This window comes from Dickeya zeae NCPPB 2538 (assembly GCF_000406165.1).
In the GTDB taxonomy this organism is placed as follows: Bacteria; Pseudomonadota; Gammaproteobacteria; order Enterobacterales; family Enterobacteriaceae; genus Dickeya; species Dickeya zeae.
In genome coordinates this window covers 1,749,120-1,775,624 of sequence record NZ_CM001977.1, presented here as the reverse complement: position 1 = coordinate 1,775,624, position 26,505 = coordinate 1,749,120, and the positions used below count along the sequence as shown (strand labels likewise).

23 protein-coding genes are annotated in these 26,505 nt (G+C 56.0%); 8 read left to right on the top strand and 15 right to left on the bottom strand.

All coding sequences use genetic code 11. The features are described from left to right. Window positions 1-25 precede the first annotated feature (25 nt). Window positions 26-2,401: a penicillin acylase family protein gene (locus DZE2538_RS07760; RefSeq protein WP_050568662.1), complete on the bottom strand. Its 2,376-nt coding sequence runs from the start codon at window positions 2,399-2,401 to the stop codon at window positions 26-28. A gap of 74 nt (window positions 2,402-2,475) precedes the next feature. On the opposite strand from DZE2538_RS07760, the gene DZE2538_RS07755 reads away from it, so the two are divergent. After that, on the top strand, window positions 2,476-3,024 hold the full coding sequence (locus DZE2538_RS07755; RefSeq protein WP_038916013.1) for a GNAT family N-acetyltransferase: 549 nt from the start codon (window positions 2,476-2,478) through the stop codon (window positions 3,022-3,024). A gap of 237 nt (window positions 3,025-3,261) precedes the next feature. Here DZE2538_RS07755 and DZE2538_RS07750 read toward each other — a convergent pair whose 3' ends face one another. The 4 genes from DZE2538_RS07750 to DZE2538_RS07735 all read right to left on the bottom strand — a co-directional run bounded on the left by DZE2538_RS07750 (window position 3,262) and on the right by DZE2538_RS07735 (window position 7,118). Continuing rightward, entirely contained in the window at window positions 3,262-4,227 is a 966-nt protein-coding gene (locus DZE2538_RS07750; protein WP_038916012.1) for an aldo/keto reductase, read from the bottom strand. Between the two features lie 19 nt (window positions 4,228-4,246). Further along, window positions 4,247-5,152, bottom strand: coding sequence for an SMP-30/gluconolactonase/LRE family protein (locus tag DZE2538_RS07745; RefSeq protein ID WP_038917131.1), 906 nt, complete (start codon window positions 5,150-5,152; stop codon window positions 4,247-4,249). Window positions 5,153-5,232: 80 nt separating this feature from the next. Then, window positions 5,233-5,706 carry a DMT family transporter gene (locus DZE2538_RS07740; RefSeq protein WP_038916011.1) on the bottom strand — a complete coding sequence of 158 codons (474 nt, stop codon included), beginning with the start codon at window positions 5,704-5,706 and terminating at the stop codon, window positions 5,233-5,235. A 14-nt stretch (window positions 5,707-5,720) separates the two neighbouring features. Beyond that, window positions 5,721-7,118 carry an amidohydrolase family protein gene (locus tag DZE2538_RS07735; RefSeq protein ID WP_038916010.1) on the bottom strand — a complete coding sequence of 466 codons (1,398 nt, stop codon included), beginning with the start codon at window positions 7,116-7,118 and terminating at the stop codon, window positions 5,721-5,723. A 143-nt stretch (window positions 7,119-7,261) separates the two neighbouring features. On the opposite strand from DZE2538_RS07735, the gene DZE2538_RS07730 reads away from it, so the two are divergent. Continuing rightward, window positions 7,262-8,179, top strand: coding sequence for a LysR family transcriptional regulator (locus tag DZE2538_RS07730; protein ID WP_038916009.1), 918 nt, complete (start codon window positions 7,262-7,264; stop codon window positions 8,177-8,179). A gap of 94 nt (window positions 8,180-8,273) precedes the next feature. Here the strand turns inward: DZE2538_RS07730 and DZE2538_RS07725 are convergent, their stop codons facing one another. The 9 genes from DZE2538_RS07725 to pspA all read right to left on the bottom strand — a co-directional run bounded on the left by DZE2538_RS07725 (window position 8,274) and on the right by pspA (window position 18,233). Beyond that, window positions 8,274-8,816, bottom strand: coding sequence for a hypothetical protein (locus DZE2538_RS07725; protein WP_038904053.1), 543 nt, complete (start codon window positions 8,814-8,816; stop codon window positions 8,274-8,276). A gap of 256 nt (window positions 8,817-9,072) precedes the next feature. Next, window positions 9,073-10,638, bottom strand: coding sequence for a transcriptional regulator TyrR (tyrR, locus tag DZE2538_RS07720; RefSeq protein WP_038916008.1), 1,566 nt, complete (start codon window positions 10,636-10,638; stop codon window positions 9,073-9,075). A gap of 119 nt (window positions 10,639-10,757) precedes the next feature. Beyond that, the gene (locus tag DZE2538_RS07715) at window positions 10,758-12,320 is read right to left on the bottom strand and encodes a M20/M25/M40 family metallo-hydrolase (RefSeq protein WP_038916007.1); all 1,563 of its coding nucleotides are present in this window, start codon (window positions 12,318-12,320) and stop codon (window positions 10,758-10,760) included. Between the two features lie 256 nt (window positions 12,321-12,576). Then, entirely contained in the window at window positions 12,577-13,998 is a 1,422-nt protein-coding gene (locus tag DZE2538_RS07710; RefSeq protein ID WP_038916006.1) for an MFS transporter, read from the bottom strand. A gap of 253 nt (window positions 13,999-14,251) precedes the next feature. Further along, a complete protein-coding gene (locus tag DZE2538_RS07705) occupies window positions 14,252-15,307 on the bottom strand; it encodes a TIGR01620 family protein (protein ID WP_038916005.1) in 1,056 nt (351 codons plus the stop codon). Continuing rightward, complete coding sequence (locus DZE2538_RS07700; RefSeq protein ID WP_038913795.1) at window positions 15,304-16,719, bottom strand: YcjX family GTP-binding protein; 1,416 nt, start codon at window positions 16,717-16,719, stop codon at window positions 15,304-15,306. Before DZE2538_RS07700 ends, DZE2538_RS07705 begins: the two co-directional genes overlap by 4 nt. A 201-nt stretch (window positions 16,720-16,920) precedes the next feature. Continuing rightward, window positions 16,921-17,277 carry an envelope stress response membrane protein PspC gene (gene pspC, locus DZE2538_RS07695; RefSeq protein ID WP_023640058.1) on the bottom strand — a complete coding sequence of 119 codons (357 nt, stop codon included), beginning with the start codon at window positions 17,275-17,277 and terminating at the stop codon, window positions 16,921-16,923. Further along, window positions 17,277-17,504 (bottom strand): envelope stress response membrane protein PspB, encoded by a 228-nt coding sequence (pspB, locus tag DZE2538_RS07690; protein ID WP_012884403.1) that lies wholly within the window; start codon window positions 17,502-17,504, stop codon window positions 17,277-17,279. The genes pspC and pspB overlap by 1 nt, the downstream gene beginning before the upstream one ends. A 63-nt stretch (window positions 17,505-17,567) precedes the next feature. Continuing rightward, a complete protein-coding gene (gene pspA, locus DZE2538_RS07685) occupies window positions 17,568-18,233 on the bottom strand; it encodes a phage shock protein PspA (protein WP_016942465.1) in 666 nt (221 codons plus the stop codon). 219 nt (window positions 18,234-18,452) lie between these two features. On the opposite strand from pspA, the gene pspF reads away from it, so the two are divergent. After that, window positions 18,453-19,451 (top strand): phage shock protein operon transcriptional activator, encoded by a 999-nt coding sequence (gene pspF / locus DZE2538_RS07680; protein ID WP_038916004.1) that lies wholly within the window; start codon window positions 18,453-18,455, stop codon window positions 19,449-19,451. Window positions 19,452-19,515: 64 nt separating this feature from the next. Here pspF and zigA read toward each other — a convergent pair whose 3' ends face one another. Next, complete coding sequence (zigA, locus tag DZE2538_RS07675) at window positions 19,516-20,706, bottom strand: zinc metallochaperone GTPase ZigA (protein ID WP_023640060.1); 1,191 nt, start codon at window positions 20,704-20,706, stop codon at window positions 19,516-19,518. Window positions 20,707-20,975: 269 nt separating this feature from the next. Between zigA and sapA the strand changes: the two genes are divergently transcribed. Genes sapA through sapF form a run of 5 tightly spaced genes read left to right on the top strand, consistent with a single transcriptional unit; the run spans window position 20,976 to window position 26,347 of the window. Beyond that, window positions 20,976-22,685, top strand: a complete 1,710-nt coding sequence (sapA, locus tag DZE2538_RS07670) for an ABC transporter substrate-binding protein SapA (protein WP_026358021.1) — start codon at window positions 20,976-20,978, stop codon at window positions 22,683-22,685. Next, window positions 22,682-23,647 (top strand): putrescine export ABC transporter permease SapB, encoded by a 966-nt coding sequence (gene sapB / locus DZE2538_RS07665; protein WP_023640062.1) that lies wholly within the window; start codon window positions 22,682-22,684, stop codon window positions 23,645-23,647. The genes sapA and sapB overlap by 4 nt, the downstream gene beginning before the upstream one ends. Further along, a complete protein-coding gene (sapC, locus tag DZE2538_RS07660) occupies window positions 23,634-24,524 on the top strand; it encodes a putrescine export ABC transporter permease SapC (RefSeq protein ID WP_019845785.1) in 891 nt (296 codons plus the stop codon). The genes sapB and sapC overlap by 14 nt, the downstream gene beginning before the upstream one ends. 15 nt (window positions 24,525-24,539) lie before the next feature. Beyond that, on the top strand, window positions 24,540-25,532 hold the full coding sequence (sapD, locus tag DZE2538_RS07655; RefSeq protein WP_019845786.1) for a putrescine export ABC transporter ATP-binding protein SapD: 993 nt from the start codon (window positions 24,540-24,542) through the stop codon (window positions 25,530-25,532). Next, window positions 25,532-26,347, top strand: a complete 816-nt coding sequence (gene sapF, locus DZE2538_RS07650) for a putrescine export ABC transporter ATP-binding protein SapF (RefSeq protein ID WP_023640063.1) — start codon at window positions 25,532-25,534, stop codon at window positions 26,345-26,347. Before sapD ends, sapF begins: the two co-directional genes overlap by 1 nt. Window positions 26,348-26,505 lie beyond the last annotated feature (158 nt).

Sequence of the window (26,505 nt, the reverse complement as noted above, 5' to 3'; positions counted from 1 at the left end):
ACGCCTACCGGTTCACTCGCTCGCATTAAGGCTGAGCGCTGGCAGCCGGTTTCAGTCGCAATTGTCGGGTGCCGGTACCCGGTAATAACGGCGTCTGTGCGTCGCTTATCCAGCGGTGATACCCATCGAGCCACCAGCGACTGAGCGGATTACCACTCTGCCCCCCTGGCAGGCTCAGCGTCGCACCAGCGTCATCACCCGGCGATATCACCAGCCGCTCTGACGCGCCGAAGGCCGGGCGGTTGACATGCGGTACGTTGTTGTCTCCGGACAGCGGATATACCGGCGCTTGCAGCAAACGGCCCAGCAACGGCAGTGACGAGGCCAGCGGGTGAGCGATGTGGCTCTGATTCTCATCCCCCCAGCGACGGTGGCCCTCGCCGTTATCCCGCCATACTGTTTCCAGTTGCTGTAACGAGAACTGGCACCAGTTTTTCGCCGGTTTCGGTACCCACAACATGGCCTCATCACGCATCAGCTGTTGTACCGTCATATCCCAACGCGGGTTAGCCGCCCGGTAACTGGCCTTCGGCCACGCTTGCGACAGTTGTTGATCGAATGTGCCGAACAGCTGTTGGTAAAGCGCCTCACGCCAGCGATTCAGCAACAGGTACGCCACCGAATCGGCCGCTGCCTGCCCATTCCATTGTTGTAATAGCGTTTTGACCGCGGTGTAATCGGCCATCGAGTCAGGCGCAGAGGCATTCATGCACTCCATCAACCGGTCACGCCAACTGGCCGCCAGCAGTGCGCGGTTATCGAGTTGGATCCGGTGCATCGCGGCGATATCTGGCTGGCTGACCTCCCCCAACGCCTGATGAATCGCCGATGCGCGAACACCGGGGTCCGCCCCGCCATCCCCGAGCCGCTCCCCCTGATCATCAAACAGCATACGGTTGTTGGCAGCAACGATGACGCCTTGCGGCGGGTCGATGACTTCAGGATAGGATTCGGCGGGTAACCCACGCTCGCGCCAGCGCGCCTGCGCCAGATCCGCCAGAGGAAAACTGTTCTGTCTGCCGGCTACCAGTCGGTCCGGCAGTACGCCAGCCAGCGTCCAGCCGATATGGCCTCGGTTATCCGCCACCAACAGGTTTTGTACCGGCAGACCGGCGCGCTGCCCGGCAGCCAGCGCGTCTGGCACAGAGTGTGTTTCCGCCAGCGACATCAGCGACAGATCCAGCGCGCCCGGCAACTGGAGTACCCAGTGCATCGCCATGCGTCCTTGCCCGGTGTCGACCACCGGCCCCCAGTCGCTGGTTTGCACGGTCATCGTTTGCGGCTCGCCGTGGCTGACCGTCAGCGTTTCCTGCACCGCGCGTTGATGACCTGCCTGAGGGTCCAGTTTCACCCAGTCAAAAGTATCGACATAACTGTTGGTAAAACCCCAGGCAATCACCCCATTACTGCCACTGACGATGGCAGGCGCACCGGGCAGAGAAAGCCCGGTCAGGCGCAGTGTGCCCGCCTCCGTCGGGTATATAAGCTGTGCGCGATACCATGTCGTCGGCAGGCTCAAGCCAAGATGCATGTCGTTAGCCAGTATCGCCTTCCCGGCGGTGCTCACCAGCCAGCCATTACTGCCTTTGGCTTGTTCCTGGCCGCCAACTGACGCACCAGTCTTGCCACCAGACTGCCCCCACCACGATGGCGGCGTAGCCGGTTCTTCCGAAAAAGGCGGCAGTTGGCCTGCCAACGGCGCATCCCATACGCTGGCATCCGGCAACAAAAAGTCGGCCTGTTCCGGCGTACTCTGGCTGGCAATCCAGCCACGGGCGTACTCCCGGCCAAACTGGTTATCCTGCAAATCAAAATACATGGAGGCGATCACCAGCAAGGTGTCTTCCGGCAACCAGACTTGTGGCTTAACGCGTAGCAACCCATATTCAAACGGACGCGTTTTCAGGCTATTCAGCCCGGCATTAACGCCATCGGCATAACTTCGCAAGATCTGCTGCTGCTCAGCGGGCAATGCCTGCCAGTTTCGGGCCACTTGCTGGCGCAACAAGAACAAGCGATGCTGCCGGTCCAACGGTAACGCCGCCGCCCCAACCAGCGCCGCCAGTTCTCCTGCGGCATTGCGTCTTAGCAAGTCCATCTGGAAGAAGCGGTCTTGCGCATGGACAAACCCCAGCGCAAAGGCGGCAGACTGACGATCGTTAGCCCGGATGACCGGCACACCGGCATCGTCCCGGTCGATCGTCACAGCGGTGTGTAACCCAGGGACACGTAACTCGCCGTCTATCGGGGGCAGGCTCTGGCGCAGTAACCACCATACGGTGGCAGCCAGCGCTATCACCAGCACGCCCCCCAGCGACAGCACGCCAACCGTTATCCTTCGCCAGTGTTTGATACGCACAATGTATTCTCCCGCATTATTCAGGTGAGCGTTAATGACCATAGCGTGGGGCCAAAAACTGTTGCATTATCATTTGTATCATCCTGTATCCGCCAGGCTGATTTTCTGGAGGTGATATGTTCCCACTGCTAACCGAGCGTTTGAGTCTGCGCCCGTTCATGCCCTCTGACGCCGTCGCGCTATTTGACGCCATCCGTGAATCGATAGAATCCGTAGGACGCTGGCTACCGTGGTGCGTGCCCGATTACGATCTGCCAATGGCACAAAGCTGGATAACCTTCTGCGAACAACTACGTCGTGAAGGCACCGCCTTTGATCTGGTGATCACCGACCGTACTACTGGCGATCTGTTGGGTTCCATCGCTATCAACAATATCAGCAAAGCCTACCGACTCGGCAATATTGGTTATTGGGTTCGCCAGTCTGCACAGGGCCAGGGAGTCGTTCCTGAAGCGCTACGAGAAGTGGTGCCATTTGGTTTCGGCACGCTGGGGCTGACACGGCTGGAAATCATCGCCGCCGAAGAAAACCACGCCAGCCGTCAGGTCGCAAAGAAAATCGGCGCTCATTTCGAAGGGTTGCTGCGCAACCGGATTATTATCCATGACCAGCCGGTCACCGCCGCACTCTACTCGCTCATCCCCGGGGATGTGCTGGCTCATTGATGTTTGTCGGTGTTGAAACCAATGGCAGCGTTGAGGTGCTACTGACGCAGAGCCACAATGAGCATCGAAGGCCATCATAGACGTATTTAATTACCGCCATAGTACGTCAGGTTGCGGGGGCATATTAGCTGCCTTATTAAACAATAAGGCAGCTGTGTAAAGTGCAGAATTAAGCCAGTAGAGAACGATAACGTGCGACCTGTGCAACTGCTGTTTTCATTTCGTATTCCTTGCTATTTAAAAAAATGTTTCATCGATGTCGATTTGGGATAATGTTTCATTAATTTCCGCTAACTCAGACTGGTTCAACTGAACATCGACGGCTTTGAAATTTTCTTCTAATCGATGCAGTTTTGTGGTGCCGGGAAGAGGAACAAGGTAAGGCTTTTGCGCCAGTTGCCAGGCGAGAACCACCTGTGCAGAAGTGACATTTTTCCGCTCCGCCATTTTCGCAATTAAATCTAATAAGGCCTGATTACGCGCAATCACGTCGGGTTTAAATCGCCCCATCAGGCCTCTAAAATCACCGTCCTGATAGGTTGTCTCTTTGGTGATTTTTCCACTGAGAAATCCGTTACCTAAAGGGCTGTATGCCATAAATCCAATATCCAGTTCTTCGCAAACCTGAAACAACACATTCTCGGGCTTACGCCACATCATTGAATATTGGTCTTCGATGGCCGTAACAGGACAGACAGCATGAGCGCGTCGGATATATTCGACGGGTGAGTTTGATAACCCCCAATAGTTAATTTTCCCTTCGGTGATTAATTCCTCCATGACGCCAGCCACCACTTCTGGCTCTACATTCGGATCAATACGATGTTGGTAGAGCAAATCGATACAATCTACCTGCAACCGTTTTAAAGAGCCGTCTACTTGTTTTCTAATCGATTCCGGACGGCTATCGACGATTGGCGTGAGCTGACCCTGAATATTCTCCAGCCCCGTCACCCCAAATTTCGTCGCGATGATGACAGCCTCTTTATTATCCTTCAGCGCCTCACCTAATAACGCTTCATTTTCAAATCCATAAATAGGTGCTGTATCAAAAAGATTGCAGCCTAATTCGATAGCTTTATGTATTAACGTCGTCATGTCCTCGCGCGCGGCGATTTGTCCATAACCATGACTCATCCCCATACAGCCCAGCCCCATCTCTGAAACAACCAGACCTTGCGAGCCTAACCTTCTCATTTTCATGTTGGATTCTTTACCTTCTTTATGAATTAACGCACTGATTTTCTGATAAGTCGATGGAGTGTGCGTCGTCAGACACTGACGCAAACCGGCTTTCTGGCAATCCGGGAAATACGGGTGACTTGGCCTGAAATAACGCGCCGTCATATTCGGTTGGCGCAGAAAGGCCTACGCGTGCACTGGTACAATAGAGCGTGTCGAGTGCTCTCCCCCCCAGTACCGGACAGGTCATCTGGATGCCTGGAGAGGGCAAAATGCGGTCTGGTTCTCCTGCGGGACTGTAACGCACAACCCGGCTACCGCCCCACTCGGCGTTCCATAGATAGCCCTGCGCATCAATGCAGGAGCCATCCGGCGCACCGTCTGCGTCAATCTCGGCAAAAAGTCGCTGATTGCTGAGCGAAGGGTAATCACAGCAGAAAATCCGCCCTTGTAAGGAATCGCTGTAATACATGGTTCGGCCATCGGGGCTGAAGCAAATGCTGTTAGGAATGGCGACAGCGGGCAAGTCCAGCGTCTCCGTTTCCAGCGTGCTGGCGTTCAGCCGGTGAAATTTACCGATGGGCTGCACAGGACTGCCTTCGTGCATCGTGCCAAAGACAAAGTTTCCGGCACGATCGCAGCGGCCATCGTTAATACGCGTTCCCGGTGCGCCGGGTGACGCAGCAAGCTCGGTAAAGAGGTGGCTTCGCAGGTTGTAATAGCCCAGGCGGGATGCAAGCCCCATTAGCAATATGTCTGTGTTATCCGTCAGTGCAAACGAGCCGAGCCGTTCCGGTAAGGGCCAGCGACTGATTACACTGCTATTTTCCCGGATGGAGAGCAGCTCGCTACCCTCAATATCTGTCCAGTACAGGCTGCTCGTCTTTTCGCACCACACCGGGCACTCTCCCAGTTCATTTCTGACATGCGTCGCAGCAGTAAACATCATCATCTCCCTCAATCTGGCGGTATTTCCCCACCTTTTATGCGTTACGTTCTAAAACCTCGGCGAGTGGCTTCGCCCTGTCAGTTCAGAAAGAGCGATACCAACCGATCGCCGAACAACGAGATAGCAAGCCCGCTCAGCATGATCAGTAATCCACCCAGTTTGCTGACCGACACTGGCCTTCGAATGGCACCCAGCAGGCCAAAGTGGTCAATCACCTGTGATGAAAGTAATTGCCCGGCAATGGCAAGCCCGAGCAGGGCTGAAAAACCAATTTTCGGGGTGAGCACGACATAGCTGAACAGCGCGCAAGCGCCAATCAGGCCACCAGTCAGACTCCATAACGGTTGCGACGGGATGACGGCAAGCGAGGTGAAGAATCCCCCTCGCAGCAGCGAGTAAACCCCGAGGCTGAACGCCCCGGCAGCGAAGGAAAACAGCGCGGCGGTAACCGGGTCACCCCCCAGCCCTCTGGCAAGCTGGCTGTTGAGGGTCGTCTGTAGCGTAATCCCCAGGCCTGCGGCAAAAGCAATCAAGTAATAAACCGCGCTCATGCGTTTCATCCCTGTCAGTGTGCCCGCTGCAGCGCCAGGAATGTTTCAGCAAACATATCAGGCTGATAACCGGCCGCCGCAAACAGGTGTTGACGGGATTCATCAATCGCCGCTCGAAGCTGTTCGCTATCAACACCCAGCACCTTGCCGCCCTGCTTGACGATACGTCCGCCGATCATCACCGTATCGATATTGCTGCGCTCCGCCGCATGAACGACGGTACCCAGCGCATTGCTGGATGGATAAAGGTTGAGGTCATCGGTTCGGATCAGTATCAGGTCCGCCTGTTTTCCGGGGGTCAGGCTGCCGATTTTTTCCTGCAACCCTGCACAGGCGGCACCGTCAAGCGTGGCGGCTTTTAGCAGGGTATGAGCCTGAAGCGTAACCGGCGTATGCGCGGCACCACAGTGCTGGTGCTGGTGCATGCCCATAACACGCTGGAGATAAAACGCCACGCGCATCTCCATAAACATATCGCCACTGTAAGAGGTCTCGTTATCGACGCTGAGACCGGGGTTGATACCGTGGCGCAGGGCTGACTGCATGGCAAACATACCGTCTTCAATGCCGTAGTGGGCATCTGACCGTGGGCATACGTTTACCCGCACGCCCGCCTCGCGCAGGATTTCCCACCCGGCGTCTGGCAGTGAGGTGCAGTGGTTAAAGATATTATCCGGGCCGAGCAACCCCTTTTGGTGTAGTCCTTCCAGCTCCGCCGCCATCTCACCACCGAAGAATTCAGTAATAATCGGCAGGCCCAACCTGCGAGCTTCGGCCCACATTTCTGGCTCCAACTGGGCCATCACCGCAAGAGAAACCAGGCTGTCAGGGTTATTCCTGAAATATTTTTCCTGCAGGCGTTGCCAGTTACCGGGCCAGTGCGCTCGGTCCCACTCTCCGCTAACGGGTGCCCCCGACGCATGAACAGCACGAATGCCAGCATCAAGCAACGCTTCAACAGCGGCATCAGCGTGTGCACCGGAGCGGCTGTTGTGCGAGTTATCAATCACCGTGGTGATACCAGCATCGATGCAACCCAGAGCGGTAATCAGGTTGCCGATGTACATGTCAGCGGGGCGATAGTATTTGGCAAAGGAAAAGTGCGTGGCATTGCAATAATCCTCAAGCGTGGCGGCATTGGGATTGATTCGGCGCAGTTGACCTTCCCAGGAGTGGCGATGGGTATCGACCATGCCCGGCATCGCAATCATGTTGGTTGCATCAATAATGGCCGCATCGCGGCCATCCAGGTTTTCACCTACAGCCTTGATGGTGGAGCCCTCGATGAGAATATCTCCGCGCACCTTATTCCCCCTCTCGCTATCCATGCTCAGGATAGTGGCACCGCGGATCAGCGTCCGGGCGAGAGGTTCTGTCGTGTGATGTACGATATTCCTGTTGTAATCCGTCATTGATATTTCACCTTCACATAAGGAGTGGCGTAAAGGTACGGAAAGTCATTAGAGCGAAAAAGCCAGCCAAACTGTTTTTATTATTCATGAATAACGAATAATCTTGATGAACGGGAATGTCATTACAGTGAGGTCGATAGAAAATGGATCGCATCCAGGCCATGCAGATTTTTATACGCGTTGCGGAAGCCGGAAGTTTCATCCACGCCGCACAAACACTGTCTTTGCCGGCCTCAACGGTGACAAGCACGATTAAAAACCTCGAGAAACACCTACAGGTGCGGTTGCTGAACAGAACAACGCGGCGGGTCAACCTGACGCCAGAAGGTGCGCAGTATCTGGCGAGTTGCCGTGAAATACTTGCGCTAATTGCGCATACAGAGTCCAGCCTGACGGACGCCATACAACGGCCGCAAGGGCGTCTGCGGGTGGATATGCCCGCAGGGATTGCTCACGAGGTGATTACGCCAAATCTGGAAGATTTTCGCCGACGTTACCCGGATATCTATCTGATGATAGGCGTCAGCGATCGTCAGGTAGACCTCATTCAGGAGGGTGTGGATTGTGTGATACGCACCGGCGATCTGAGTGATTCAACACTGATAGCCCGTCCGCTTGGGAAGTTAACCTGGGTAACCTGTGCATCACCGGCGTATCTGCACGCAAAGGGAACGCCACTCACCCCTGATGATCTGTCCCACCATCAGGCTATTCATTACTTCTCGGGAAACGCCAGGCGCGCGAATGAAATGCGCTTTGTTCGCGGTCATGAAAGCAAAACTGTTCAGGTTAACGGCGTGGTGGCAGTGAATGAAACCGGCCTTTATATACAGATGTGCCTTGACGGACATGGGCTGGCACAGCTAGCGAAAAGCGTGGTATCCCGCTATCTGCAGGACAACAGGCTGATTGAAGTGCTGGAGGATTGGCGACCAGCTGGCGTGCCGGTGACGTTGCTTTATCCACATCACCGTTTCGTTTCGCCAGCACTACGCGCATTCACTGACTGGGTTGCTGAACTGTTCCGCAACGAGATGCCTGCACATCACTCCGAGCCCTGACAATCCGCCTTGTGCGGTGAGTTCGACGAGGCGATGCCACGCACTCCTTAGACCTGAAGACACTACGATGAAACAGAAAAATGTGTTCTCTGCCTCAGGGGATTGCTAGCTCAGCATTAATCATCATCACCATTTGGTTAATACTTTGAGCAGGGTAGTAGTTAGATAAGCGATCAAGGAGAGCGTTATCTAAACTCCAGGTATTAGCATACGCCAGATCAACAAATGCAGGTGAGCCATCTTTGAAATATCTGAATTCAATAGCGGATTCTTTAAGAATGGCTTCTCCGTTATATTTTATCCTCATAGGCTCCTGTTCGGATTTTGGTAATTTAGACCACGCTAAGAATTTAATAAAAGGTTGCATTTTCTCATTATAATTTTCTTTAGTAATCCATCCTGTCTTACCAATCCAATGCCATTCCTGCCCATTTTCTTTTACAAATCCAACACTTTTATCATATCCGACAGCAAATATCGCTCCATAGTTGGTACCAAACCCCTGAAACTTATGCTTATCTTCATTATAATCTCGATTATAGATCTGTGAAGAATATAATTTATTAGGCTTAACCAGAGTATTACACCCTGAAATGCACAATGTGAAAATCAAAATAAAACCATATCTAATCTGCATTCTTAATCTCATTTTTCATCGCATCAAAAAACCATCTTGGGTGCAGATTAATATCGACATTTTGAAAAATTTCTTTAATAAATTTAATTATCTGCTGAGCTTTCTGGATTATCACAATCTGATTTTAGTCGTCATTTTATAGTGGCCGGATTATTTCTGCATACTTTCATGGTCGATGAATTCCCTACCACTCAAAAAAAGCGGATGGCACACCACCCGCTTTTTTATTGCTTTATTCAGGATTACTCATTCAGACTTACTCGTCCTCATCCCCACCTTTACGGCTACTCAGCCCATATTCCCGCAATTTGTTGGCGATAGCGGTGTGAGAGACGCCAAGCCGTTTGGCCAGCTTACGGGTACTCGGGTAGGTCTGGTAAAGGCGGGTTAATACCGAGCGTTCAAACCGCTTGCTGATATCATCGAGCGAGCCTTCCAGTAAATCGTCATTGTGGGCAATTTCCGGCTGAAAGGCCGGTAAATCGATATCGTGCAGGCGCAGTTCGCCACCGTCCATTTGCGCCAGTGCGCGATAGATGGTGTTTTTCAACTGCCGCACGTTGCCCGGCCAGCCATACTGCGGCAGCAGGTTGCGCACTTCCTGAGCGATAGGCGGACGCGTCATGCCTTGCTCATCAGCAAAGCGGGCGACGAACAGCTCGACCAACGGCATGACATCCGCCGGGCACTCCCGCAGCGGCGGCAGTTGCAACGTCAGCACATTCAGACGGTAGTAGAGGTCTTCACGGAACAGGCCGCGCTGCACCAGGTCGAGCAGGTTTTTCTGTGTCGCGCAGATAACCCGCACATCCACATGCACTTCATGCTCTTCCCCTACCCGGCGAAACGTCCCGTCGTTGAGAAAACGCAGCAGTTTAGTCTGCATCTGCGGTGACATTTCACCCACTTCATCCAGCAGTACCGAACCGCCGTTCGCCTGCTCAAAGAAGCCTTTCTTGCCTTCCAGCGCGTTGGGGTACGCGCCCGGCGCATGGCCGTAAAGCTCGCTTTCCATCACGTCGTCTGGCAAGGCGGCGCAGTTGAGTGCCAAAAACGGTTTCTTACCGCGGCTACTGCGCAGATGGCAGGCACGGGCCAGCATATCTTTGCCGGTGCCGGTTTCGCCCACCAGTAACAACGGCGCATCCAGCATCGCCAGCTTACGTGCCTGTTCCACCACCTGCCGCATGCGTGGACTCACGGCCACGATATGGTCGAACTCGCGCTCGTCGTTAACGGGGGTATCCTGTAACTGACGACCCATACGTGCAGCAGATTTCAGCATCACCAGTGCGCCGACGACGGTCGGTTTCCCTTTATCGTCTTCCAGGTGAACCGGGGTGACTTCCTGTAGGAAATCCTGGCCGCGTAGCACCACACGGGTGGTTTCCGGCTGGCCGCCTTGCTCTTGCCAGCGGGTGATAGGGGAATCATTGAGCAACTGGTTGATGGTCAGCGTGCGGGCTTTTTCCTGCGTCAGCTCAAACAGGCTTAGGGCTGCCGCGTTGATAAGCTCCACTTTTCCTTTCAGGTCACACGATAAAACCGGCTCAGGCATCGACTCCAGCAAGGCATTCAGCGCCCGATGTTCCCGTTCGGATGGCATAAACGCCACGGTACGCACATCACTGACCCCCGCGATGCGGCGAATTTCCGTCATCAGTTCCCGAAAGGTGTCAAAACCGAGGGTGGTGAAATTGAGGTAGATACGACCCGCAGGATCAATTTCGATACCGCGCAGGTCGATATGCCGCAATACCAGCAGATCCAGCAATTCACGAGTCAGACCAATGCGGTCTTCACAAAATACTTCCAGACGCATCAATAAAACCTTCTTCTATCAGGTGCGGCAGGGACGAGAACTGCATCATACCCTTTCACCGCCACCGGATGAAGTGGGGTGTCAGCAAAAGTTGACACCCCGGCAAGTGAATTTCAGATTTACTTCGCCTTTTCCTCTTCAGGAAACGGTGTTGTCAGCATGGAAACCATAACCCGGATGCCATCGATATAGTTGCCGATGCGTATATTCTCATCAGCGCCATACGAACTGTTATCCGCATTCACCAGTGAGACCACCGCAAACGCGTTTTTCAGCGCGGCCAGTGCGCCGTTAATCGGCGGCGACACCCCCAGCATACGGTTTTTCTCCGGGTCGCCTTTTATCGGTGCCTTCACGCCGTCCATCGCCCATTTCGCCAGTGGCGATGCCATCTGGGTGCGCACCGCAAAGGAGCTGCCCGACGAGGTCATCATGCTCATGGAGATAAGCCGGGCATTATGATTACGTTCCTGCAACGAGGGCGAATCCGAACGAACGATGTAGAACCCTTTCGACATCACGTATTTTTTCAGCAGGTCATACAGGTAATCTGGCGATGTTTCAGGCACAGTGCGGATATTGATACTGGCGGTCGCGGTTGAGGGAATGGCGTACACCGCCTTACGGCCAGTATCGCCCGCCCTGAACCCAATCACATCCAGCGATGGGTATTGCACGGCTTCCACCGGGTTGGGTGCCATTTTTTCCAGTTGGGTTACCCCATAACGGCTTTCGATCGTGCCCGGCTGCGGGGCCTGTGCGGCCAGTTGCTTATGCTCCTCGTCGGTTAATTTGACCCGGTCATAGAAACCGGGCAAGGTCACCCGTCCATCAGCGTCTTTAAGCCCGGCCAGCAATGTCGCCATCTGTTGCACCGGGTTGATAATCACATTACCGAATGCACCGCTGTGCGCTGCCGGGTCAGGGCCGAAGACGGTCATATCAATCTGTATCGACCCGCGATAACCGAAGGTGATCACCGGTTTGTTATTGGTGTTCACCCCGCCATTGAAAATCACTACGCCGTCGTTTTTAATCCGGGCGGCATTCTGGTTGACCACCGCCGTCAGGTGCGGCGACCCGCGCTCCTCTTCAGAGTCGAGTAACACCTTGATGTTGACCGTCGGCGTGATACGGGCGCTTTTAATCGCGTCGACTGCTGTCAGGAACATCGAAATCACGCCTTTCCCATCCGACGCCGAGCGTCCAAAGACACGCCACTCCGGATCCAACCCCGGTTGCATCAGCCGATCATTGGGCTGCGGCATCCAGATTCCGCGAGCATCTTTCATTTTCAGCGTGGGTTTCCAGGGATCCGACGTCCAGTCAGAGGCACTGGCGGATTGGCCGTCAAAGTGCATCAGAAACAGCACTGTCGGGCGATTAGGCTGGATCGGACCCCACTCCGCATACAACATCGGGTGTGCGCCGTTAGCCAATTGCTGGGTGGTGAATCCGCGCTTTTGGAACGCCTTATCCAGCCAATTGAGGTTACGCTGAATATCAGCGGCGACATCGGTATCGTTACTGAGCGTCAGACCTTCAAGATATTCGGGGAAGCTGGCCTTAGCGAAATTCAGGCCTTCAGTGGGCGTCATGACCCACTGCTGTGCCTGAGCAGAGCCTGCCAGCGCCAACGCGCCGAGCACGCTGACCAACAGGCGTTTTTTGCCACGAAACATTATCAGTATCCTTCCAGCCAGAGGAAAAAAAAGAACATCCATCTTCTGGTTATCGGCAGCATCGAACGTCGTGTGAGCGATTTGCCTGCCGGGTTACCCGTCACCTACCTTTAAATCCGTCAGGTTGCCGCACAATGGCAACATGACGGATAACAAGTATAGATAAACATGTTCCGTGGCAACGCGGGTTACATCAAAACCCGGTTGTTTTTAGGCGGTATTTTTCATAACAGATGGGCAACGGCATCTCCCTCCCTCAGATATTTTCCAGCCGAACGCCACGGGTTCGCGGGCCAAATACCCCGACGGTGACCACCACGGTTAACATACTGATGATGATAAACGCCAGCACGCCACTGGTATCGTAGTGCTGTAAAATCAACCCGATGAGCAGACTACTGAACGCGGTAGACAGGCGGCTGAACGAGTAGCAAAAGCCGACGCCGCGAGCGCGAATCGCGGTGGGAAAGACCTCGGTCTGGTAGGCATGATAGCTGATGGTCAGCCAGGCGTTGGAGTAAGCGACCAGAAACCCGCAGACAATCAACCACAGCGGTTGGGTCTGAAAGGCAAACAGGGTACCGCATACCACCGTCATCAGTGACGACAACACAATGTGCCATTTATTTTCGAGTTTCCCGATGTACCAGCAGCACAGTAGTGACCCGAGCGGATAGGCCAGCGTAATAAAAAAGGCGTACAGCAGGCTGTGGGTGACGGTGGCTCCCTGCCCTGCCAGCAGCGTCGGCAGCCAGTTACCGAAACCGAAAAAACCGATGGCCTGAAACACATTCATCACCATCAGCATCAGGGTTCGGCGTCGGTAACGCGGCGACCAGATATCACGAAAGCGGCCGCGTGATGGGGAGATGATGACCGACTGCGGCGGCGTCAACGTTTCACCCGGCTGCACACCGCAGCGGTGTTCCATCGCCGTCATCACCTGTTCGGCTTCCCGATAACGCCCGCGTGACACCAGCCAGCGCGCCGACTCCATCAGATTGCGCCGCAACAACCACACCACCAGTGAACACAGCGCACCGATAATCACCACATAACGCCAGCCAGACAGCCCCCAGAACTGGTGCGGCACCAGCCACCACGACATCAGCGCCACCGCCGGTACCGAGAGGAACTGCATGAAGAAGGCCAGCGCGAACGCCCGGTTGCGCAGGTGGGTCGGCATCCATTCAGACAGATAGGTATCGATGGTGACCAATTCCACCCCCAGCCCAATCCCCACCAAAAAGCGACAGAGGATCACCCCTTGTGCCTGATGTTGGAACGCCATCAGCAACGAGAACGCGCCGTACCACGCCAGCGCAAACATGAATGTGCTGCGTCGCCCCAGTTTGTCGGCCTGTGGAGCCAGCACACTGGCCCCGACGAATAAGCCAAGGAAGGTGACGCAGGCGAAAGTCGCCTGATCCGATACGCCCAGCAATCCTGCCTGACCGGCATGAAAGATGTTCTCGTTCATCAGACCGGTGCTGATATACGCCGTCTGAAATAGGTCGTAGAGTTCAAAGAATCCGCCCAGCGACAGCAGGATGATGAAGCGCCATAACCCCCATGACGGGGGCAAGGCGTCAATGCGCGCCGCCAGTATATGGAACGGAAGTGGATGATTGACCGCATAAACCGTCGGCGCACTGCGTTCAGTAAAGCTGGAATCCATGGCTTGCCCCTGATTGATGATAAGTTATCGATAATCATGTTCCGGCAAACCATAGCGGTAATAATTATCAGTTATTACTGCTTATAAACGGAATTATTTTCAGAATATGAAGGACTATCCAGACGGTAACAGGCAGCGTCACCTATTTATGATAAAAAACGATAAGTTATCGCCATTATTACCCATAATGGCGATATATCTGGTTACATCATGCACAACCTGTGAAAGGGCATGGGTGTGTGGTAACAGGGGGTTATTCCCCCGATGACGACGGCGCTTTTACCCGCATCCGGCCAATCAGTTCACGCCGGAAATCGCCCAGTCGGGGCTTATCATCCAGCCACGGCAACGGGCGGCATAACTCCATGGCGCGGATCCCCAGACGTGCGGTCAGCAACCCGGCCCCCAGCCCTTGTGCAGCACGCGCCGACAGGCGAGCCGCCAGGTCCTGCGACATCCAGTCCATGCCGATTTCCCGCACCAGTTCACTGGCACCGGCAAACGCGACATTGAGCAGCACCAGTCGGAACAGGCGAATCCGGCTGAAATACCCCAGTTCGATGCCATACAACCGGGCGATGCGATTGACCAGCCGCAGGTTGCGCCAGGCAATGAACGCCATATCCACCAGCGCCAACGGGCTGACGGCAATCATCAGGGCGGATTCGGCGGCGGAACGGCTAATCTCACGACGCGCCTGCGCATCCAGCACCGGTTGTACCAGCCGCGCATATAACTCCGTCACTTCGCGGTCGTTGTGGGTATCCTGCAGCGACGCCTGCCAGCGTTGCAGCGCTGGGTGCCCGGCTTCAAGCCCGGCCTGACGGGCCAGATGTTCGCAAAACGCCCGCGCTTGCCCGGTGCCGTGACTGTTAAGCAACGCCCGCGCCCGGTCACGGGTTTCCGCCCGTTGGCGCAGCCGGTACAATCGACGCCACTCCACCGCCAGCGACCCGACACCCGCGCCCACAATCAGGATACCGGCGGCTACAGCGCCAAGCGCAATCCAGTCCTGGCCGACCCACGCCTGATACAGCGCACGTCCGCCCTGCGCCAGCGCGCTCAACCCGAACAGCGCCACACCAGCCCCCAGCATGCGTCGCCACAGACTACGACGTGGGCGCAACGCATCACTGACCACCTGCTCCGCCCCTTCGCCGTCATCGGTCTGCGTATCGTCAACGGCGACGGTCGGCGCGAAATGGCGGGCGTCGCCGTCGTCAAATGCAACCGAGGGACGCAACGATGCCGCCGCTGGCTCAATCGGCGTATCGTCAAAGGTGATGCGAGGCTTTAGCGGTTCACTCATCGCAATTTATCTCCCAGTAAAAACTCCATCACCGTATCCATACGAATATGCGGTAGCGGCAGGTCCATCTGCATCTCTTGTGGACGGAACGGCTCGAAGTGGAACCCCTGCTCACGCCAGAAGGACGGGTCCGGTAACCGTGCCGGAACGTCCCCCGGATACAGAGTGATAGGCTCACCGTCTGCCAGCCGGTTGCCGCGCAAAGCAGGCAACGATTGCCCCTGATGCGACACCACGCCGCTTTGCGTCGCCTGTATTGCGGCAATACCAGCACAGTCGATCTCGATGCCTTCAAACGCCACATTGCGCCAGGCTTCCTGCACCAGTTGCTGCAACAACGACACCAGATTGGCGTGCTGGTCGGCGGTAATATGGTCAGACTGACTGGCAGCGAACATCAGCCGGTCGATACACGGCGAAAATAACCGGCGCAACAACGTGCGCTTACCGTAATGAAAACTCTGCATCAACTGGGTCAGCGCCAGTCGCATGTCGTTAAACGACTGCACGCCCTGATTGAGCGATTGCAGGCAATCCACCAGTACAATTTGCCGGTCAAACCGGACAAAGTGCTGGCGATAGAACTCACGCACCACATGCTGGCAGTAGTATTCAAAGCGGCGGCGCAACATCCCGATCACCGTGTGTTCGCCCGCCTGCGCCAGCGCCGCGTCCAGTCGCTCATCGGGCTGGGGCCAGGGGAAAAACTGCAATACCGGTGCCCCTGCCAAATCGCCCGGTAACACAAAACGCCCCGGCTGAATGAAATGCAATCCTTCCTGCTTACAGCGCAACAGATAGTCGGTGTACGCCTGGGCGATCGCCGCCAGTTGGTTTTCATCGGCGGGGGCCAGTGGGTCAAGCCCTTCGCACAGCGCCAGAAAGGGCTGTGCCCAGCGTAATCTCTCCCCCTGCAATAGGGTGGACATCTGCCGGGACCAGTCGGCGTAGCTTTGCTCCAGCAGCGGCAAATCCAACAGCCATTCACCGGGGTAATCGACGATTTCCAGATACAGCGTGGCGGTATCACGAAAGTGACGCAACAGGCTGTCGCGGGAGCGGTAACGCAGCGCTAGCCGGATTTCACTCACCCCACGCGTCGGCGTCGGCCAGGCAGGCGGCACGCCGTATAACGACGCCATGCCTTCGTCATACGCAAACCGGGGAATAGCCAAATCCCGCTGCGGGATACGACGAGCCCCCAACAACCGGTTCTCGCGCACCACCGAAAACAGCGGCAACCGCGCACCATGCTGCGCGTTCAACAGCTGATTGACCAGTGAGGTAATAAACGCCGTTTTGCCGCTGCGGCTCAGGCCAGTAACGGCCAGCCGCAGGTGACGATCGGCGCTGCGGTTGACTAGCGCGCTGAACTCATTCTGTAACCGGCTAACATGATGGGAATAAGCCATGACACTCCTGTTGGTTGCCCTGCCGTATGATTGTCCTGCCATATCCGGCCACCGTCGCGTTGCCTGTCGATCACGACAAACCGCACAAACAGCACAAACACAAACAATAGTGCGACGGCACGAAAAACGATGAGCGGAATTCGATGCCTGCGCCGCGAATCCCACTCAGAAGATCAGGCCAGTTGATGACTGGCAGCGCGATCACAGTTGGCGAAACTTACTGCGCACGCCGTAGGTTTCCGATGTGATATAGCGCTCGATGTAGCGTAAGCGTTGTTCGCTGGCGCTCAATATCGCATCGGCTTGATCGAGCAACGTCTGCGGTGAAGCCTCATCACGTGTCGTCGTGTATGCCTCCGGCGGCGCGGGCTCCAGTACGAAACTGAGAACGATATAAGCGATGACCGTAATCAGAAACAGACCGAAAAAAATCGACAGCACGGCAATAAAACGCACCAGTTTTACCGGCACATCAAAGTAGCGCGCCAGCCCGGCGCACACGCCTTTAATCATGCCCTCTTCCGGCAGCAGGTAAAGTTTGCGCTCACGGGTGTTCATCAGGATTGCCTCCAGTTGGGATGCTCCGCATCCAGAATCTGTTCCAGCGCCTCAATGCGTTCGCGCATGCGCTGTGCGTCTTGCGTTAACCGGGTCAGCCGCTGCATTTCAGCCTGATCCCACTGAGGCGCACGGCGGCGCTGACTGTAATGCAGCCACAACCACAGCGGTGCGACAAACAGCAGAAACACCGTCAGGGGAATCATTGTCATTACCAGAGCACCCATTTTTTCTCCTTAATTATTATGGTGATGCAGCCTGGCTGCCGCCGAAACGGCAACCAGTAATCATTATTCCGCCGGTTTGACTTTCGCTTTCAGCGCAGCCAGTTGCGCATCGATCTCATCGCTGGTTTTCAGCTCGGCAAACTGTTGATCCAACGATTTTTGTTTACCCAGCCCCACGCTTTCTGCTTCCGCCTCCAGGGTATCGATACGTCGTTCAAACTGCTCAAAGCGCGCCATCGCTTCATCCAGTTTACCGCTATCCAACTGACGGCGAATATCACGGGATGAACTGGCGGCCTGATGACGTAATGTCAGCGCCTGTTGACGGGCACGGGTTTCGGTCAGTTTATTTTCCAGCTCGCCAATTTCACGTTTCAGGCGATCCAGCGTTTCTTCGACTGCGGCACCTTCTTGCTCCAGCACCGTCACCAGTTCCGTCAGCTTCTGTTTTTCTACCAGCGCCGCACGCGCCAGGTCTTCACGCTCGCGGCGCAGCGCCAGCTCAGCTTTTTCCTGCCATTCCTGCTGCTGGCTGCGCGCCTGTTCAATACGGCGAGCCAGTTGTTTCTTTTCCGCCAATGCCCGGGCGGAGGTGGAACGCACTTCAACCAGTGTATCTTCCATTTCCTGAATCATCAGCCGCACCAGCTTTTGCGGGTCTTCAGCCTTATCCAGCAAAGCATTGATATTGGCGTTCACGATGTCGGCAAAACGGGAAAAAATACCCATACTCTACTCCTCAATGATTTCCGGCGTCTGCGACGCCCGGTTCGTTATCTCCATCAGCCGTTGCCTGATGACATCCTGACATAATCAAATACCGTGCCAGCTTTTAAAATCACCGTAATTGCATGATAAATAATGTGTTAGTGATTTCGATATACAATAGACGCGTGCTTTGCTATGGTCAAATTGACCAACAAGTGGTGAAAAAAACAAGGCGACATCATGACGCATGGACAGGATTCGTTACTGGGCGAGGCCAACAGCTTTCTGGAGGTACTGGAGCAGGTATCTCAGCTGGCGCAGCTCAATAAGCCAGTGCTGGTGATTGGCGAACGCGGCACCGGTAAAGAACTGATTGCCAGCCGTCTGCATTACCTCTCCCCCCGTTGGCAGGGGCCGTTTATTTCACTTAACTGCGCCGCCCTGAACGACAACCTGCTGGATTCCGAACTCTTCGGTCATGAAGCTGGGGCATTTACCGGCGCACAAAAACGCCATCTGGGGCGTTTTGAGCGGGCCGACGGCGGCACCCTGTTTCTGGATGAACTGGCGACCGCGCCGATGCTGGTGCAGGAAAAATTATTACGGGTGATCGAATACGGTGTACTGGAGCGTGTGGGCGGCGGGCAACCGCTACAGGTGGATGTCCGACTGGTGTGCGCCACCAACGAAGACCTGCCCGCGCTGGCGGCACAGGGCAAGTTCCGCGCCGACCTGCTTGACCGGCTGGCGTTCGATGTGGTGCACCTGCCGCCACTGCGCCAACGTCAGCAAGACATCATGCTGCTGGCACAGCATTTCGCGGTACAGATGTGCCGGGAACTGGGCTTGCCACTGTTTCCCGGCTTCAGCCCGCAGGCAGAACGTACTCTGCTGGACTACAGCTGGCCGGGCAATATTCGCGAGCTAAAAAACGTAGTGGAACGCTCACTGTACCGGCATGGCGCCAACCCGGACGCGGTGGAACGCATTATCCTTAACCCGTTTACGCCGCTGACGACACCCGCACCGGCGCTCGACTCACCACACGCGGGGGCGACGGGCTTCCCCACCCTGCCGTTAAACCTGCGTGACTGGCAGCACCATCAGGAACGGCAACTGGTAGAGCGGGCGCTCGTTCAGGCGCAGTTTAATCAGCGTAAAGCCGCCGGGTTGCTGACACTCACTTACCATCAGTTTCGCGGCCTGCTGAAAAAGCACGAGATCGGTGCCAGTGACTAACTGTGGTCTGCAAAGCCCATAACCGCAATCACCGCCCCGGCGATAAAACCGGGGGCGGCACGCGTTACCACTCGTCAAAGGGGTCGACCAAATCCTGCCAGCTCTCCACGCCACCCAGCAGTTCCTGATCCGTGAGCAGGCAGGCATTCAGTTGGGCGGTAATCCACGCCTGATCCAGATGTTGACCAATAAAGACGATTTCCTGTCGCATATCGCCGAACGGCTCCTGCCATTTCTCCCGGATCGCCGCCAGGGTTTCTTCGTCCTGCGGCCAACGATCCGGCGCGACCGCTTTCCAGAACAGACCGGCCAGCCCGTAGCGCAAAATCCCCCCAGCCTGATGCCAGGACCCGGCCTCGAACGGACGGCTCGCCAGCCAGAAAAAGCCTTTGGAACGCAGCAAGCGGCCCGGCCCCCACTCCTCGCGGCTCAGAAAGTCATAGAAGCGCTGGGGGTGAAACGGCCTGCGGGCCTGATAGACAAAATTACCGATACCGTATTCTTCGGTTTCCGGTGTGTGGCTACCGCGTAACTCCTGTAGCCAGCCCGGCGTCATGGCCGCCGTTTGCATATTAAAACGCCCGGTATTTAACACCTCGTCCATCGGCACCTGCCCGTGTGCAATCGGCAGAATACGTGCAGAGGGATTGAGGGTGTGGAGAATAGCGATCACCTCATCACGCTGGCTGTCAGTCATTTCATCGGTTTTACTGACCAGCAGCACATCGCAAAACTCAATTTGTTCAATCAGCAGGTCGGTGACACTGCGAACATCGTCGTCCCCCAGACTCTGCCCTACCGATTGCAGGCTTTCTGCCGCCTGATATTGCGCCAGAAAGCTGGCACCATCCACCACGGTAACCATCGTATCCAGACGGGCGAAATCAGACAGACATTGCCCTTGTTCGTCTTCAAACGTAAACGTCTCTGCCACTGGCAACGGCTCGGAAATACCGCTGGACTCGATCAGCAGATAATCGTAGCGCCCGGTGCGAGCCAGCTCGCGTACCGCCACCAGCAAATCTTCCCGCAGGGTACAGCAGATGCAACCGTTACTCATCGACACCAGTTTTTCCTGACGGTGATCCAGCGTCACCTCCTGATTAACCAACTCGGCGTCGATATTCACTTCACTCATGTCATTGACGATCACCGCGACCCGGCGTCCCTGACGATTATTCAGAATATGGTTCAGCACCGTGGTTTTCCCGGCCCCCAAAAAGCCGGACAGTACGGTAACGGGTAAAGGTTGCATGCGCGTGCTCCTGCTTAAAAATGATTGCCCGGCGACCGACTTAGCGTGAGTCACCGCCTGGCTGCGCATACTACCACAAATAAGATATGTTATAACATAACAATTATAAGGACCGGGTTTATGTTTCCCGGGGTGTACAAATACCTGCCAGCCACTGCCGACAACCCCAGCAGTTTGTAGAAAAAACCGGCAGATAAGCGTAAGAAATTGGGTGGAATCACAGAGTGCGGTACACTCTGTGTATTGCCGATTGTCTGAAAAAAAACCGTATGTCCGGAAAACACATTCTCATACTGGCGCTGGCCTGGCTGACACAGTCCGCTCTGGCACAGACGCCGACCGTCCCCGACGCGCCGGTGCCTCCTATCCGCCAGAGCGGTTTTGTCTATTGCGTCAACGACGTTCTCAACACCTTCAACCCTCAAATGGCGCGTAGCGGGCTGATGGTGGATACGCTGGCGGCACAACTCTATGACCGTCTGCTGGGCGTTGACCCTTATACCTACCGGCTGATGCCAGAACTGGCGCAGCGCTGGGAAGTCACCGACAATGGCGCGACCTACCGTTTCACCCTGCGTCGTGATGTGCCGTTCCAGAAGACCGCCTGGTTTACCCCCAGCCGGATGATGAACGCTGACGATGTGTTGTTCAGTTTCCAGCGCATGCTGGATAAAAAGCACCCGTTCCATGATGTCAACGGCGGCGAATATCCTTACTTCGACAGTCTGCAACTGGCGGATAACATACAAAGCATCCGCAAACTGGGCGATTACACCATCGAGTTCCGTCTGCAAAGCCCCGATGCCTCGTTCCTGTGGCACCTCGCTACCCATTATGCGCCTATCCTGTCGGCGGAATACGCCCAGCAACTGACCCGCCAGGACCGCCGGGAGTTGCTTGACCGTCAACCGGTGGGGACTGGCCCTTACCGGCTGGAACAGTATCGCTACGGCCAGTACGTGCGGCTCAAACGTAACGATAACTACTGGCGCGGCGAACCCCGTATGGAGCAGGTGGTTATCGACCTGGGTGCCGGTGGGACCGGTCGCCTGTCAAAACTGTTGACGGGCGAGTGCGATGTGCTGGCCTACCCGGCCGCCAGTCAGTTAAGCATTCTGCGTAATGACCCTCGTTTGCGGCTATCGCTGCGACCGGGGATGAACGTCGCCTATCTGGCGTTTAACGTGCGCAAACCACCGCTGGACGATGCTCGCGTGCGTCACGCCATCGCGCTGGCTATCAATAACGATCGCCTGATGCAGTCGATTTACTACGGCACCGCCGAAACCGCCGCCTCAATTCTGCCGCGCGCCTCCTGGGCTTACGACAATGAAGCGCAGATTTCCGAGTACAACCCGGATAAAGCGCGCCAGTTACTCAAAGAGCTGGGCATTCACGGCTTGCAATTGCAACTGTGGGTGCCGAGCGCGTCGCAGTCCTATAACCCCAGCCCGGTGAAAACCGCCGAGCTGATTCAGGCTGACCTGGCGCAAATCGGCATTCGGGTAAACATCATGCCAGTCGAAGGCCGTTTTCAGGAAGCGCGCCTGATGGAGATGAACCACGACCTGACGCTGGCCGGTTGGGCGACCGACAGTAACGACCCGGACAGTGTGTTCCGCCCGTTATTGAGCTGTGCCGCTATCCGCTCCCAAACCAACTATGCTCACTGGTGTGATCCCGATTTCGATCAGGTCTTGCAGGACGCGCTCTCTTCCCAGCAACTATCCCGACGTATGGAGTACTACCGGGTCGCCCATCACATTCTGACCGAGCAGTTGCCGGTGCTGCCGCTGGCCTCATCGCTGCGGATGCAAGCCTATCGCTACGACATCAAAGGACTGGTGCTCAGTCCGTTTGGCAACGCCTCCTTCGCCGGTGTTTACCGTGAGGACGGCAGCGATGGCCATAAAGACAAACCGGATGAGCACGCCGTTGATCCGTCTTCCAATGCGCCGATCCAGGGGGAACAGCCGTGATTATCTTTACCCTTCGTCGCTTGTTGTTGCTGCTGGTCACGCTGTTTCTGCTGTCGCTGATCGGCTTTAGTCTGCTGTATTACACCCCGCACGCCCCGCTTAGCGGAGCGGCGCTGTTCGACGCCTATCGCTTTTATTTCGTCAGCCTGTTGCAGGGCGATTTTGGCGTTTCCAGTATTAACGGACAGCCGATTAGCGAGCAGTTGCGCGATATCTTGCCCGCCACCGTCGAACTGTGCCTGCTGGCCTTTTCGCTGTCGCTGCTGGTGGGTATCCCACTCGGTATCACCACCGGCGTGTTGCAACACAAAGCCGCCGATCGGGTGATCAGCGCGCTGGCGTTACTGGGCTTTTCGTTGCCGGTATTCTGGCTGGCGCTGCTGATGACCCTATTCTTTTCACTGCACCTCGGCTGGCTGCCGGTTTCCGGTCGTTTCGACCTGCTTTACCCGGTACCACCGGTGACTGGTTTTGCGTTGATCGATGCCTGGCTTTCCCATTCCCCCTACCGGGACGAGATGATTGCCAGCGCCATACAGCACATGATTTTGCCGGTGCTGGTGTTGTCGGTTGGCCCTACCACCGAAGTGATTCGCCTGATGCGTATCAGCACCACTGACATCGGCACCCAGAATTACATTAAAGCAGCGATTATCCGTGGGTTACCCCGCGCGACAGTCATCCGCCGCCACCTGTTGCATAACGCCCTGCCGCCGATCATTCCGCAACTGGGGCTGCAATTCTCCACCATGCTGACACTGGAGATGATTACCGAGGTGGTGTTTAACTGGCCAGGGCTTGGCCGCTGGCTGGTCAATGCCATCCGCCAGCAGGATTTCGCGGCGATTTCCGCCGGGGTGATGGTGGTCGGTGCGTTGGTGATCACCATCAACGTGCTGTCCGATATCTGGGGCGCCATGACAAACCCGCTGAAACATAAGGAATGGTATGCACTCCGATAACATCTACGGCGAAAAAGCGCTCCCTAGCCGCTGGGTCGACACCTGGACAGTCTTCCGGCAGGACCGGATGGCGATGGTGGGTTTTTACGGATTCCTGTTGCTGCTGGGGTTATGCCTGTTTGGCAACACGCTGGCGCCCTACGCGTTGGATCAACAATTTCTCGGCTACCAGTTGCTGCCGCCGTCCTGGTCACGTTATGGCGAAGTGTCGTTTTTTCTCGGCACCGATGATCTGGGCCGCGACCTGCTGAGCCGCTTGCTGAGCGGCACCGCGCCGACTTTCGGATCAGCGCTGCTGGTTACGCTGGCGGCCACGCTGGTCGGTATTGTACTCGGTATGCTGGCCGGGGTGACCCATGGCCTGCGTTCTGCGGTACTCAACCATATTCTCGACCCGCTGTTGTCGATTCCGTCGTTGCTGCTGGCGATGGTGGTGATTGCGTTTATCGGCCCGCAACTGAGCCACGCCATGCTGGCGGTGTGGATGGCACTGCTGCCGCGCATGGTGCGTACTATCTATTCCGCCGTGCATGACGAATTAGAGAAAGAGTATGTGACCGCCGCCCGGCTGGATGGTGCCTCCACACTCTACCTGCTGTGGTATGCCGTGGTGCCCAACATCCTGCCGGTAGTGGTCAGTGAAATCACCCGTGCGCTCTCCATCGCTATTCTGGATATCGCCGCACTCGGCTTTCTCAATCTCGGCGCGCAACTCCCCACCACCGAATGGGGTGTACTGCTGGGTAATTCGCTGGAGCTGGTGTACGCCGCACCGTGGACGGTGATGCTGCCCGGCGCAGCCATTACTGTCAGCGTACTGATCGTTAATCTGCTGGGGGACGGCATTCGCCGCGCCCTGCTCGCTCAAACCGAATAGTGACGGAACTGCATCATGGCATTACTGGAAATTCGTAATCTGACCATTGAATTCCTCACCCCGGATGGCCCGGTGAAAGCGGTGGATCGCGTCAGCATCAGCCTTAACGAGGGTGAAATTCGCGGGCTGGTCGGTGAATCCGGCTCTGGCAAGAGTCTTATCGCCAAAGCCATTTGCGGCATCAACAAGGAAAACTGGCGTATTACCGCTGATCGTTTCCGTTTCGATGACGTGGATTTGCTGCAACTCACCCCCCGTCAGCGCCGTAAACTGGTGCGCCACAACATGTCGATGATCTTTCAGGAACCACAATCCTGTCTGGATCCCTCCGCGCGTGTCGGTCGCCAGTTGATTCAATCCATTCCCGGCTGGACGTACAAAGGCCGCTGGTGGCAGCGCGTTAACTGGCGCAAACGCCGGGCCATCGAATTGCTGCACCGCGTCGGCATCAAAGACCATAAAGACATTATGCGCAGCTACCCCTATGAACTGACCGAAGGGGAATGCCAGAAGGTGATGATCGCCATCGCGCTGGCCAACCAGCCCAGACTGCTGATTGCCGATGAGCCGACCAACGCGATGGAAGCCACGACACAGGCGCAAATTTTCCGCCTGCTTTCCCGGCTTAACCAGAACAACAACACCACCATTTTGTTAATCAGCCACGATTTGCAGACCATGAGCAAATGGGCGGATCGTATCAACGTACTGTACTGCGGCCAGACGGTGGAAAGCGCGGTCAGCGATGAATTGATCAGCGCGCCGCACCACCCTTACACCCAGGCGTTGATCCGCGCCATGCCGGATTTCGGCTGTTCATTACCACACAAGAGCCGCCTGAATGCGCTGCCGGGGGCGATTCCGGCGCTGGCGCACCTGCCCGTCGGCTGTCGACTGGGGCCGCGTTGTCCCTATTCGCAAAAACGGTGTATGACGGCACCGCCGCTCGTTCCGGTGAAAAACCATTGGTACGCCTGCCACTTCCCGCTCAATATGGAGGAATCCTGATGGTGGAAACCCTGCTGGAAGCCCGTAATCTCACCAAAACCTTCCGCTACCGCACCGGCTGGTTCCGACGTCAGCACGTTGAGGCGGTGAAATCGGTGAGTTTCACGCTGCGCGAGCGGCAAACGCTGGCGATCATCGGCGAAAACGGGTCAGGTAAATCCACGCTGGCCAAGATGCTGAGCGGCGTGATCCCCCCCACCTCCGGTGAACTGGTCATTGACGATCATCCGCTGCAATACGGTGACTATCACTACCGTAGTCAGCGTATTCGCATGATCTTTCAGGATTCGGCCAACTCGCTCAACCCACGCCAGCGAATTGGTCAACTGCTGGAGTTGCCGCTGCGACTCAATACCGACCTGACGCCGCAAGAGCGGGAAAAAGCCATTAATCTGGCGTTGCGTCAGGTTGGCCTGCGTGCCGACCACGCCACCTACTACCCGCACGCACTGGCACCAGGCCAGAAACAGCGCATCGGGCTGGCGCGGGCGTTAATACTACAACCTAAGGTGATCGTGGCAGACGAGGTGCTGGCGTCACTGGATATGTCGGTACGCTCCCAGATAATCAACCTGATGCTGGAACTACAGGAAAAACACGGCATCTCCTATATCTACGTCACCCAGCATCTGGGCATGATGAAACACATCAGCGACCAGATTCTGGTCATGCAGGCAGGCGAAGTGGTCGAACGCGGCAGCACTGCCGATGTGCTGGCATCGCCGTTACATGACCTGACCAAGCGTTTGATCGCCAGTCACTTTGGCGAGGCACTGAGTGCCGACGCCTGGCGGCGGGATCACGGCCTCGGCTAATCGCCATATGAGTAAAGTCATACGGGTAAAGCAATAGGGGTAAAAGCAATAACCACTAACAACAGTCACGCTCGACGGTAATCACGATAAAGATAATCACTATTCTGGCTAACCGTTCGGTTAGCCATTCTCCTCGCCCGGCTCGGTTCCGTCGCTAG

Coding starts and splice junctions, on each gene's coding strand:
- DZE2538_RS07760 (WP_050568662.1), bottom strand. CDS start 2,401: ATGGTCATTAACGCTCACCTGAATAATGCGGGAGAATACATTGTGCGT.
- DZE2538_RS07755 (WP_038916013.1), top strand. CDS start 2,476: ATGTTCCCACTGCTAACCGAGCGTTTGAGTCTGCGCCCGTTCATGCCC.
- DZE2538_RS07750 (WP_038916012.1), bottom strand. CDS start 4,227: ATGAAAATGAGAAGGTTAGGCTCGCAAGGTCTGGTTGTTTCAGAGATG.
- DZE2538_RS07745 (WP_038917131.1), bottom strand. CDS start 5,152: ATGTTTACTGCTGCGACGCATGTCAGAAATGAACTGGGAGAGTGCCCG.
- DZE2538_RS07740 (WP_038916011.1), bottom strand. CDS start 5,706: ATGAGCGCGGTTTATTACTTGATTGCTTTTGCCGCAGGCCTGGGGATT.
- DZE2538_RS07735 (WP_038916010.1), bottom strand. CDS start 7,118: ATGACGGATTACAACAGGAATATCGTACATCACACGACAGAACCTCTC.
- DZE2538_RS07730 (WP_038916009.1), top strand. CDS start 7,262: ATGGATCGCATCCAGGCCATGCAGATTTTTATACGCGTTGCGGAAGCC.
- DZE2538_RS07725 (WP_038904053.1), bottom strand. CDS start 8,816: ATGCAGATTAGATATGGTTTTATTTTGATTTTCACATTGTGCATTTCA.
- tyrR (WP_038916008.1), bottom strand. CDS start 10,638: ATGCGTCTGGAAGTATTTTGTGAAGACCGCATTGGTCTGACTCGTGAA.
- DZE2538_RS07715 (WP_038916007.1), bottom strand. CDS start 12,320: ATGTTTCGTGGCAAAAAACGCCTGTTGGTCAGCGTGCTCGGCGCGTTG.
- DZE2538_RS07710 (WP_038916006.1), bottom strand. CDS start 13,998: ATGGATTCCAGCTTTACTGAACGCAGTGCGCCGACGGTTTATGCGGTC.
- DZE2538_RS07705 (WP_038916005.1), bottom strand. CDS start 15,307: ATGAGTGAACCGCTAAAGCCTCGCATCACCTTTGACGATACGCCGATT.
- DZE2538_RS07700 (WP_038913795.1), bottom strand. CDS start 16,719: ATGGCTTATTCCCATCATGTTAGCCGGTTACAGAATGAGTTCAGCGCG.
- pspC (WP_023640058.1), bottom strand. CDS start 17,277: ATGAACACCCGTGAGCGCAAACTTTACCTGCTGCCGGAAGAGGGCATG.
- pspB (WP_012884403.1), bottom strand. CDS start 17,504: ATGGGTGCTCTGGTAATGACAATGATTCCCCTGACGGTGTTTCTGCTG.
- pspA (WP_016942465.1), bottom strand. CDS start 18,233: ATGGGTATTTTTTCCCGTTTTGCCGACATCGTGAACGCCAATATCAAT.
- pspF (WP_038916004.1), top strand. CDS start 18,453: ATGACGCATGGACAGGATTCGTTACTGGGCGAGGCCAACAGCTTTCTG.
- zigA (WP_023640060.1), bottom strand. CDS start 20,706: ATGCAACCTTTACCCGTTACCGTACTGTCCGGCTTTTTGGGGGCCGGG.
- sapA (WP_026358021.1), top strand. CDS start 20,976: ATGTCCGGAAAACACATTCTCATACTGGCGCTGGCCTGGCTGACACAG.
- sapC (WP_019845785.1), top strand. CDS start 23,634: ATGCACTCCGATAACATCTACGGCGAAAAAGCGCTCCCTAGCCGCTGG.
- sapD (WP_019845786.1), top strand. CDS start 24,540: ATGGCATTACTGGAAATTCGTAATCTGACCATTGAATTCCTCACCCCG.
- sapF (WP_023640063.1), top strand. CDS start 25,532: ATGGTGGAAACCCTGCTGGAAGCCCGTAATCTCACCAAAACCTTCCGC.